A 9210-nucleotide genomic window follows, 5' to 3' on the forward strand; every position below is an offset into this window, starting at 1 on the left:
GGGTTTAGATGCCGCGCAGTCTCAAGAAGGGGCCCTTCGTCGACGACCACCTGATCAAGAAGGTGGACGTACAGAACGAAGCCGGTTCCAAGAACGTCATCAAGACCTGGTCCCGTCGCTCGATGATCATCCCGGCCATGCTCGGCCACACGATCGCGGTGCACAACGGCAAGACCCACATTCCGGTGTTTGTCACCGAGTCGATGGTCGGCCACAAGCTCGGCGAGTTCTCGCCGACGCGCACCTTCCGGGGTCACGTCAAGGACGACCGGAAGTCGAAGCGCCGCTAACGCGGGGTGGAATGACCATGACAGACACTGGAAGGACAACCATGGAAGCCAGGGCCCAGGCGCGGTACATCCGCGTTACGCCCATGAAGGCCCGCCGTGTGGTGGACCTTATCCGTGGCATGGATGCCACGGAGGCTCAGGCGGTCCTGCGTTTCGCCCCGCAGGCCGCGAGCGTGCCGGTAGGCAAGGTGCTTGACAGCGCCATTGCCAACGCCGCACACAACTACGACCACACCGACGCCGACAGCCTCGTCATCTCCGAGGCGTATGTCGACGAGGGTCCGACCCTGAAGCGGTTCCGTCCGCGCGCCCAGGGCCGCGCCTACCGGATCCGCAAGCGGACCAGCCACATCACCGTGGTCGTCAGCAGCAAGGAAGGAACCCGGTAATGGGCCAGAAGGTTAACCCGCATGGGTTCCGGCTCGGCATCACCACGGACTTCAAGTCCCGTTGGTACGCCGACAAGCTGTACAAGGACTACGTCAAGGAAGACGTCGCCATCCGTCGGATGATGACGTCCGGCATGGAGCGCGCCGGCATCTCGAAGGTTGAGATCGAGCGCACCCGTGACCGCGTCCGTGTGGACATCCACACCGCGCGCCCGGGCATCGTCATCGGCCGTCGTGGCGCCGAGGCCGACCGCATCCGCGGTGACCTGGAGAAGCTGACCGGCAAGCAGGTCCAGCTGAACATCCTTGAGGTCAAGAGCCCGGAGACGGACGCTCAGCTGGTGGCCCAGGCCGTCGCCGAGCAGCTGTCCTCCCGCGTCTCCTTCCGTCGCGCCATGCGTAAGAGCATGCAGGGCACGATGAAGGCCGGCGCCAAGGGCATCAAGATCCAGTGCGGTGGCCGTCTCGGCGGCGCCGAGATGTCCCGCTCGGAGTTCTACCGCGAGGGCCGTGTGCCCCTGCACACGCTCCGCGCGAACGTCGACTACGGCTTCTTCGAGGCCAAGACGACCTTCGGCCGTATCGGTGTGAAGGTCTGGATCTACAAGGGCGATGTCAAGAACATCGCCGAGGTCCGCGCCGAGAACGCCGCGGCCCGTGCGGGTAACCGCCCGGCCCGTGGTGGTGCCGGTGGCGGCGGCGACCGCCCGGCACGTGGCGGTCGTGGTGGCGAGCGTGGCGGCCGCGGCCGCAAGCCGCAGCAGCAGTCCGCGCCGGCAGCCGAGGCCCCCAAGGCCGACGCTCCCGCCGCCGCTGCCGCTCCGGCTGAGAGCACCGGAACGGAGGCCTGACCGAAATGCTGATCCCTCGTAGGGTCAAGCACCGCAAGCAGCACCACCCGAAGCGCCGCGGTCAGGCCAAGGGCGGTACGGCAGTCTCGTTCGGCGAGTACGGCATTCAGGCCCTCACGCCGGCGTACGTGACGAACCGCCAGATCGAGGCGGCTCGTATCGCGATGACCCGCCACATCAAGCGTGGCGGCAAGGTCTGGATCAACATCTACCCGGACCGCCCGCTGACCAAGAAGCCTGCCGAGACCCGCATGGGTTCCGGTAAGGGTTCGCCCGAGTGGTGGGTCGCGAACGTGCACCCGGGCCGGGTCATGTTCGAACTGTCCTACCCCAACGAGAAGATCGCCCGTGAGGCCCTCACTCGCGCAGCCCACAAGCTGCCGATGAAGTGCCGGATCGTCAAGCGCGAGGCAGGTGAAGCGTGATGTCGGCCGGTACCAAGGCGTCCGAGCTGCGCGAACTGGGTGACGAGGAGCTTCTTGCGAAGCTTCGCGAAGCCAAGGAAGAGCTGTTCAACCTCCGCTTCCAGGCGGCGACCGGTCAGCTCGAAAACCACGGGCGGCTCAAGGCCGTCCGCAAGGACATCGCGCGGATCTACACCCTGATGCGTGAGCGCGAGCTGGGCATCGAGACGGTGGAGAGCGCATGAGCGAGAACAACGTGACCGAAGAGACCAAGACGAGCCGCGGCTTCCGCAAGACCCGTGAGGGTCTGGTCGTCAGCGACAAGATGGACAAGACCGTCGTCGTCGCTGTCGAGGACCGCGTCAAGCACGCGCTGTACGGCAAGGTCATCCGCCGTACGAACAAGCTGAAGGCTCACGACGAGCAGAACGCCGCGGGCGTCGGCGACCGGGTTGTCATCATGGAGACCCGTCCGCTGTCCGCGACGAAGCGCTGGCGCATCGTCGAGATCCTCGAAAAGGCCAAGTAAGTACCTGAGGGGTTTCCCTCAGGTTGGTTCCGCCAGGCTCGGCAGGGGTTTCCGTGAAGGAGCCCCTGCCGGGAACCGGCAGACAATCAGGAGATAGACGTGATCCAGCAGGAGTCGCGACTGCGTGTCGCCGACAACACTGGTGCGAAGGAAATCCTTTGCATCCGTGTGCTCGGTGGCTCCGGTCGCCGCTACGCGGGCATCGGTGACGTCATCGTCGCCACCGTCAAGGACGCGATCCCCGGCGGCAATGTGAAGAAGGGTGACGTCATCAAGGCGGTCATCGTTCGCACCGTCAAGGAGCGTCGTCGTCCGGACGGCTCGTACATCCGTTTCGACGAGAACGCCGCCGTCATTCTGAAGAACGACGGCGACCCTCGCGGCACCCGTATCTTCGGCCCTGTCGGCCGTGAGCTGCGCGAGAAGAAGTTCATGAAGATCATCTCGCTCGCGCCGGAGGTGCTGTAAGCATGAAGATCAAGAAGGGCGACCTGGTTCAGGTCATCACCGGTAAGGACAAGGGCAAGCAGGGCAAGGTCATTGCCGCTTACCCGCGCGACGAGCGCGTCCTGGTCGAGGGTGTCAACCGGGTCAAGAAGCACACGAAGGCCGGTCCCACCGCTCGCGGTTCGCAGGCCGGTGGCATCGTCACGACCGAGGCGCCCGTCCACGTCTCCAACGTCCAGCTGGTCGTTGAGAAGGACGGCAACAAGGTCGTCACGCGCGTCGGTTTCCGCTTCGACGACGAGGGCAACAAGATCCGCGTTGCCAAGCGGACGGGTGAGGACATCTGATGGCTACCACCACCATTCCGCGTCTCAAGACGAAGTACCGCGAGGAGATCGCGGGCAAGCTGCAGGAAGAGTTCTCGTACGAGAACGTCATGCAGACCCCGGGACTCGTCAAGATCGTGGTCAACATGGGTGTGGGCGACGCCGCCCGCGACTCCAAGCTGATCGAGGGCGCCATCCGCGACCTCACCACGATCACCGGTCAGAAGCCGGCCGTCACCAAGGCCCGCAAGTCCATCGCGCAGTTCAAGCTGCGTGAGGGTCAGCCGATCGGCGCCCACGTCACACTTCGTGGCGACCGCATGTGGGAGTTCCTGGACCGCACCCTGTCGCTCGCGCTTCCGCGCATCCGCGACTTCCGTGGTCTGTCTCCCAAGCAGTTCGACGGTCGTGGCAACTACACCTTCGGTCTCACCGAGCAGGTCATGTTCCACGAGATCGACCAGGACAAGATCGACCGCGTCCGGGGTATGGACATCACCGTGGTCACCACGGCGACCAACGACGCCGAAGGCCGTGCCCTTCTCCGTCACCTCGGCTTCCCCTTCAAGGAGGCGTAAGCGAGATGGCGAAGAAGGCTCTGATTGCCAAGGCTGCTCGTAAGCCCAAGTTCGGTGTGCGTGGCTACACCCGTTGCCAGCGCTGCGGCCGCCCGCACTCCGTGTACCGCAAGTTCGGCCTCTGCCGCGTGTGCCTTCGTGAGATGGCTCACCGTGGAGAGCTCCCGGGCGTGACCAAGAGCTCCTGGTAGTCCCCTACTCGGGACGACCCGGACGCTCTCGGTAAGCAGTGGGCTGGCAGAGGCCCTCCCCTCCATGGCTTAGGCTAGGAGGGTTGGGCGTCTGCCGCCCGAACGCAGGTGGGTACAGCCCACTAGTTAACGCTTACTACGCCGTAGGTCCCCGCACCGCACCCGTCCTGCCACTGAGTGGGGAGAGGGATGGCGCATACAGGAAACCCCGGCGAGAGAGGCCGAAGGCCAATTCATGACCATGACTGATCCCATCGCAGACATGCTTACTCGTCTGCGTAACGCGAACTCGGCGTACCACGACGATGTCGCGATGCCACACAGCAAGATCAAGTCGCACATCGCGGAGATCCTCCAGCAGGAGGGCTTCATCACCGGCTGGAAGGTCGAGGACGCCGAGGTCGGCAAGAAGCTCGTCCTCGAGCTGAAGTTCGGCCCGAACCGCGAGCGCTCCATTGCGGGCATCAAGCGGATCTCGAAGCCGGGTCTGCGTGTGTACGCGAAGTCCACCTCCCTGCCCAAGGTGCTCGGTGGCCTCGGCGTGGCGATCATCTCCACGTCGCACGGTCTCCTCACCGGACAGCAGGCCGGCAAGAAGGGCGTAGGCGGAGAAGTTCTCGCCTACGTCTGGTAGCGGAAGGGAACGGAGGAAACAGCTATGTCGCGTATTGGCAAGCTCCCCATCACGGTTCCCGCCGGCGTGGACGTCACCATCGACGGCCGTACGGTACAGGTGAAGGGCCCCAAGGGCTCTCTCTCCCACACCGTCGCGGCGCCGATCGAGGTCGCCAAGGGTGAGGACGGCATTCTCAATGTCACCCGCCCGAACGACGAGCGTCAGAACAAGGCCCTCCACGGCCTGTCCCGCACGCTGGTGGCGAACATGATCACCGGCGTGACCACGGGTTACGTGAAGAAGCTCGAAATCAGCGGTGTCGGTTACCGCGTCCTGGCGAAGGGTTCCAACCTGGAATTCTCGCTCGGCTACAGCCACTCGATCACGGTCGAGGCGCCCGAGGGCATCTCGTTCAAGGTCGAGAACCCGACACACTTCTCGGTCGAGGGAATCGACAAGCAGAAGGTCGGCGAGGTTGCGGCCAACATCCGCAAGCTGCGCAAGCCCGACCCGTACAAGGCCAAGGGCGTCAAGTACGAGGGCGAAGTCGTCCGGCGCAAGGTCGGAAAGGCGGGTAAGTAAGCCATGGCATACGGTGTCAAGATTGCTAAGGGCGACGCTTACAAGCGTGCTGCCATCAAGCGACGTCACATCCGCATCCGGAAGCACATCTCCGGTACGGCTGAGCGGCCTCGCCTGGTCGTGACGCGCTCGAACCGCCACATCGTGGCCCAGGTCATCGACGACGCTAAGGGTCACACCCTCGCGTCGGCGTCCACCCTGGACACGACCATCCGCGGCGGCGAGAACGACAAGTCCGAGCAGGCCAAGTCGGTCGGCGCCCTGGTTGCCGAGCGCGCCAAGGCCGCCGGTGTCGAGGCTGTCGTATTCGACCGTGGTGGAAACCAGTACGCCGGGCGCATTGCCGCTCTGGCGGACGCCGCCCGCGAAGCCGGACTCAAGTTCTGAGTCCTGCCCGTTCGCGCAGTGACTATTTGACGCTGCGTAGCTAGCGGAAACAGAGAGAGGTAATTCCAATGGCTGGACCCCAGCGCCGCGGAAGCGGTGCCGGTGGCGGCGAGCGGCGGGACCGGAAGGGCCGTGACGGCGGCGCAGCTGCCGAGAAGACCGCGTACGTCGAGCGTGTCGTCGCGATCAACCGCGTCGCCAAGGTCGTGAAGGGTGGTCGTCGCTTCAGCTTCACCGCGCTGGTCGTGGTGGGCGATGGTGACGGCACCGTCGGTGTCGGTTACGGCAAGGCCAAGGAGGTGCCGGCCGCGATCGCCAAGGGTGTTGAAGAGGCCAAGAAGCACTTCTTCAAGGTCCCCCGTATCCAGGGCACCATCCCGCACCCGATCACGGGCGAGAAGGCTGCGGGCGTCGTCCTGCTCAAGCCTGCTTCCCCCGGTACCGGCGTTATCGCCGGTGGCCCGGTGCGTGCTGTCCTGGAGTGCGCCGGCGTTCACGACATCCTGTCGAAGTCGCTCGGCTCTTCCAACGCGATCAACATCGTGCACGCGACCGTGGCGGCCCTCAAGGGCCTGCAGCGTCCCGAGGAGATCGCGGCTCGCCGTGGTCTGCCCCTTGAGGACGTCGCCCCCGCGGCTCTCCTGCGTGCACGTGCGGGAGCGGGTGCTTAATCATGGCCCAGCTCAAGATCACGCAGAAGAAGTCGTTCATCGGCAGCAAGCAGAACCACCGTGACACCCTTCGTTCGCTTGGTCTCAAGCGGATCAACGATGTGGTCGTCAAGGAGGACCGCCCCGAGTTCCGCGGAATGGTTCACACCGTCCGCCACCTCGTGACGGTTGAGGAGGTCGACTGATCATGGCGGAGAACAACCCGCTCAAGATCCACAACCTCCGTCCCGCCCCGGGCGCCAAGACCGCGAAGACGCGAGTCGGTCGTGGTGAAGCGTCCAAGGGTAAGACGGCCGGTCGTGGTACCAAGGGCACGAAGGCCCGTTACCAGGTTCCGGAGCGCTTCGAGGGTGGCCAGATGCCCCTCCACATGCGTCTCCCGAAGCTCAAGGGCTTCCGGAACCCGTTCAAGACCGAGTACCAGGTCGTGAACCTCGACAAGCTGGCGTCGCTGTACCCGGAGGGTGGCGAGGTCACCGTCGAGGGGCTCGTCGCCAACGGTGCGGTTCGCAAGAACAGCCTCGTCAAGGTCCTCGGCCAGGGCGAGCTCTCCGTGGCGCTGCAGGTGACGGTCGACGCCGTCTCCGGCTCCGCCAAGGAGAAGATCACCGCTGCCGGCGGTACCGTCACCGAGCTGATCTGATCACTTCAGGCAATTCGATGACTTGAGCGATCCCGACCGGGGATGCCCCACAAAAGGGGCATCCCCGGTTGGTCGTTCCTAGGGGAGCGGTGTCGCCGGTAAGGTGGCCTGCGCTGCTAATTTTCGGCCCTGTGTGCCGCCAGGGAACTCCAGGTGGCTCTTGACTGTTAGTCAGCTGTCCGTTACTTATTCGTCGCACCTCAAGACCGTCACCTCTGGCGCACTTGCGCGGGGGTCGCAGGAGGCACCGTGCTCACCGCGTTCGCCCGGGCGTTCAAGACGCCCGACCTGCGCAAGAAGCTGCTCTTCACGCTCGGCATCATCGTGGTTTATCGGGTGGGTACGCACATCCCGATCCCCGGTGTCGACTACAAGAACGTCCAGATCTGTATCGACAACGCGAGCCAGAACCAGGGCCTGTTCGGTCTGGTCAACATGTTCAGCGGTGGCGCTCTGCTGCAGATCACGATCTTCGCACTGGGCATCATGCCGTACATCACGGCGAGCATCATTCTGCAGCTGCTGACCGTGGTGATCCCGCGCCTGGAAGCCCTCAAGAAGGAGGGCCAGTCAGGTACGGCGAAGATCACGCAGTACACCCGTTATCTGACAGTGGCACTGGCCATCCTGCAGGGCACCGGCCTGGTGGCCACCGCCCGCAGCGGCGCGCTCTTCACGAGCTGCCCGGTCGCCAGCCAGATCGTGCCGGACCAGTCGATCTTCGTCACCATCACGATGGTCATCACCATGACCGCCGGTACGGCCGTCGTCATGTGGCTCGGTGAGCTCATCACCGACCGCGGCATCGGCAACGGCATGTCGATCCTGATGTTCATCTCGATCGCCGCCACGTTCCCGTCGGCTCTGTGGGCCATCAAGCAGCAGGGCAACCTGGCGGACGGCTGGATCGAGTTCGGCACCGTCATCGCGGTCGGCCTCGTCATGGTCGGCCTGGTGGTCTTCGTCGAGCAGGCTCAGCGCCGTATTCCGGTCCAGTACGCGAAGCGGATGATCGGCCGCCGGTCCTACGGCGGCACGTCGACGTACATTCCGCTGAAGGTCAACCAGGCGGGCATCATCCCTGTGATCTTTGCCTCGTCGCTGCTCTACATCCCGGCGCTGGTCGCTCAGTTCGCGGGTGGGACCTCGGGTTGGAAGACCTGGATCGAAACGAACCTCACCAAGGGCGACCACCCGATCTACATCGCCACCTACTTCCTGCTGATCGTGTTCTTCGCCTTCTTCTACGTGGCCATCTCCTTCAACCCCGAAGAAGTCGCCGACAACATGAAGAAGTATGGTGGCTTCATCCCGGGCATCCGGGCCGGTCGGCCGACCGCTGAGTACCTGGGATACGTACTCAACCGGATCACCTGGCCGGGTTCGCTGTATCTGGGCCTGATCGCTCTCGTACCGACGATGGCGTTGGTTGGTTTCGGGGCAAACCAGAACTTCCCGTTCGGTGGCACCAGCATCCTGATCATCGTGGGTGTCGGTCTGGAGACGGTGAAGCAGATCGAGAGCCAGCTCCAGCAGCGCAATTACGAAGGGTTCCTCCGCTGATGCGAATCGTCCTCGTCGGGCCGCCCGGGGCGGGCAAGGGAACGCAGGCCGCGTACCTCGCCCAGAACCTGTCGATCCCGCACATCTCCACGGGCGACCTCTTCCGTGCGAACATCAGCCAGCAGACGGATCTCGGCAAGCTGGCCAAGTCGTACATGGATGAGGGCAACCTCGTGCCGGACGAGGTCACCATCGCGATGGCCAAGGACCGCATGGAGCAGCCGGACGCCGTGGGCGGCTTCCTGCTCGACGGCTTCCCGCGGAACGTGTCGCAGGCCGAGGCGCTGGACCAGGCCCTGAAGGCCGATGGTGTGGAGCTGGACGGGGTCCTCGACCTGGAGGTCCCCGAGGACGAGGTGGTCAAGCGCATCGCCGGCCGCCGCATCTGCCGCAATGATTCGAGCCACGTCTTCCACGTGACGTACAGCGCGCCGAAGAAGGAAGGCGTCTGCGACGTCTGCGGCGGCGAGCTGTACCAGCGCGACGACGACACCGAGGAGACCGTCCGCAAGCGCCTGGAGGTCTACCACACCCAGACCGAGCCGATCATCGACTACTACCGGGCCCAGGGCCTGGTCGTGACGATCACCGCGCTCGGCAAGGTGGACGAGGTCACCAAGCGTGCGATGGACGCCCTCAAGGTGCAGTCCGAGGGCAAGGACCAGAGCGACGAGGACAAGAACGACAGCCGGGGCGACGGCGACAAGTAGTCGTCCCGACCGGTTCGGCCGCGGTGCCCTCCC

The 9210-nt window shown here is 64.6% G+C and carries 18 protein-coding genes; all 18 read left to right on the forward strand.

The window, feature by feature from the left end:
- Positions 1-8: 8 nt before the first annotated feature.
- The 18 genes from rpsS to OHS59_RS26715 all read left to right on the forward strand — a co-directional run bounded on the left by rpsS (position 9) and on the right by OHS59_RS26715 (position 9177).
- The gene (rpsS, locus tag OHS59_RS26630; protein WP_006376029.1) at positions 9-290 is read left to right on the forward strand and encodes a 30S ribosomal protein S19; all 282 of its coding nucleotides are present in this window, start codon (positions 9-11) and stop codon (positions 288-290) included.
- Between the two features lie 41 nt (positions 291-331).
- Positions 332-679 carry a 50S ribosomal protein L22 gene (gene rplV, locus OHS59_RS26635; RefSeq protein ID WP_030619142.1) on the forward strand — a complete coding sequence of 116 codons (348 nt, stop codon included), beginning with the start codon at positions 332-334 and terminating at the stop codon, positions 677-679.
- Entirely contained in the window at positions 679-1530 is an 852-nt protein-coding gene (gene rpsC, locus OHS59_RS26640; RefSeq protein ID WP_107022196.1) for a 30S ribosomal protein S3, read from the forward strand. Before rplV ends, rpsC begins: the two co-directional genes overlap by 1 nt.
- A 5-nt stretch (positions 1531-1535) precedes the next feature.
- The gene (gene rplP, locus OHS59_RS26645) at positions 1536-1955 is read left to right on the forward strand and encodes a 50S ribosomal protein L16 (protein WP_328495906.1); all 420 of its coding nucleotides are present in this window, start codon (positions 1536-1538) and stop codon (positions 1953-1955) included.
- Positions 1955-2179 (forward strand): 50S ribosomal protein L29, encoded by a 225-nt coding sequence (gene rpmC / locus OHS59_RS26650; protein ID WP_003998824.1) that lies wholly within the window; start codon positions 1955-1957, stop codon positions 2177-2179. The genes rplP and rpmC overlap by 1 nt, the downstream gene beginning before the upstream one ends.
- Entirely contained in the window at positions 2176-2463 is a 288-nt protein-coding gene (gene rpsQ, locus OHS59_RS26655; RefSeq protein ID WP_107022197.1) for a 30S ribosomal protein S17, read from the forward strand. The genes rpmC and rpsQ overlap by 4 nt, the downstream gene beginning before the upstream one ends.
- A gap of 99 nt (positions 2464-2562) precedes the next feature.
- Entirely contained in the window at positions 2563-2931 is a 369-nt protein-coding gene (gene rplN / locus OHS59_RS26660) for a 50S ribosomal protein L14 (RefSeq protein WP_003992364.1), read from the forward strand.
- Between the two features lie 2 nt (positions 2932-2933).
- Positions 2934-3257, forward strand: a complete 324-nt coding sequence (gene rplX / locus OHS59_RS26665; protein WP_055513601.1) for a 50S ribosomal protein L24 — start codon at positions 2934-2936, stop codon at positions 3255-3257.
- Positions 3257-3814 carry a 50S ribosomal protein L5 gene (rplE, locus tag OHS59_RS26670; RefSeq protein WP_107022199.1) on the forward strand — a complete coding sequence of 186 codons (558 nt, stop codon included), beginning with the start codon at positions 3257-3259 and terminating at the stop codon, positions 3812-3814. Before rplX ends, rplE begins: the two co-directional genes overlap by 1 nt.
- Before the next feature lie 5 nt (positions 3815-3819).
- Positions 3820-4005 carry a type Z 30S ribosomal protein S14 gene (locus OHS59_RS26675; RefSeq protein ID WP_003948630.1) on the forward strand — a complete coding sequence of 62 codons (186 nt, stop codon included), beginning with the start codon at positions 3820-3822 and terminating at the stop codon, positions 4003-4005.
- A gap of 235 nt (positions 4006-4240) precedes the next feature.
- Entirely contained in the window at positions 4241-4639 is a 399-nt protein-coding gene (rpsH, locus tag OHS59_RS26680; protein WP_081218894.1) for a 30S ribosomal protein S8, read from the forward strand.
- Positions 4640-4663: 24 nt separating this feature from the next.
- Positions 4664-5203, forward strand: coding sequence for a 50S ribosomal protein L6 (gene rplF, locus OHS59_RS26685; protein WP_269247080.1), 540 nt, complete (start codon positions 4664-4666; stop codon positions 5201-5203).
- Between the two features lie 3 nt (positions 5204-5206).
- A complete protein-coding gene (gene rplR, locus OHS59_RS26690) occupies positions 5207-5590 on the forward strand; it encodes a 50S ribosomal protein L18 (RefSeq protein ID WP_328495907.1) in 384 nt (127 codons plus the stop codon).
- Positions 5591-5658: 68 nt separating this feature from the next.
- The gene (gene rpsE, locus OHS59_RS26695; RefSeq protein ID WP_055513610.1) at positions 5659-6261 is read left to right on the forward strand and encodes a 30S ribosomal protein S5; all 603 of its coding nucleotides are present in this window, start codon (positions 5659-5661) and stop codon (positions 6259-6261) included.
- Positions 6262-6263: 2 nt separating this feature from the next.
- The gene (gene rpmD, locus OHS59_RS26700; protein ID WP_107022202.1) at positions 6264-6446 is read left to right on the forward strand and encodes a 50S ribosomal protein L30; all 183 of its coding nucleotides are present in this window, start codon (positions 6264-6266) and stop codon (positions 6444-6446) included.
- A gap of 2 nt (positions 6447-6448) precedes the next feature.
- The gene (rplO, locus tag OHS59_RS26705) at positions 6449-6904 is read left to right on the forward strand and encodes a 50S ribosomal protein L15 (RefSeq protein ID WP_328495908.1); all 456 of its coding nucleotides are present in this window, start codon (positions 6449-6451) and stop codon (positions 6902-6904) included.
- A 249-nt stretch (positions 6905-7153) separates the two neighbouring features.
- The gene (secY, locus tag OHS59_RS26710; protein WP_328495909.1) at positions 7154-8467 is read left to right on the forward strand and encodes a preprotein translocase subunit SecY; all 1314 of its coding nucleotides are present in this window, start codon (positions 7154-7156) and stop codon (positions 8465-8467) included.
- Positions 8467-9177: an adenylate kinase gene (locus tag OHS59_RS26715; RefSeq protein WP_328495910.1), complete on the forward strand. Its 711-nt coding sequence runs from the start codon at positions 8467-8469 to the stop codon at positions 9175-9177. The genes secY and OHS59_RS26715 overlap by 1 nt, the downstream gene beginning before the upstream one ends.
- The last annotated feature ends 33 nt before the right edge of the window (positions 9178-9210 follow it).

It is taken from the genome of Streptomyces sp. NBC_00414 (assembly GCF_036038375.1).
Classification (GTDB): domain Bacteria; phylum Actinomycetota; class Actinomycetes; order Streptomycetales; family Streptomycetaceae; genus Streptomyces.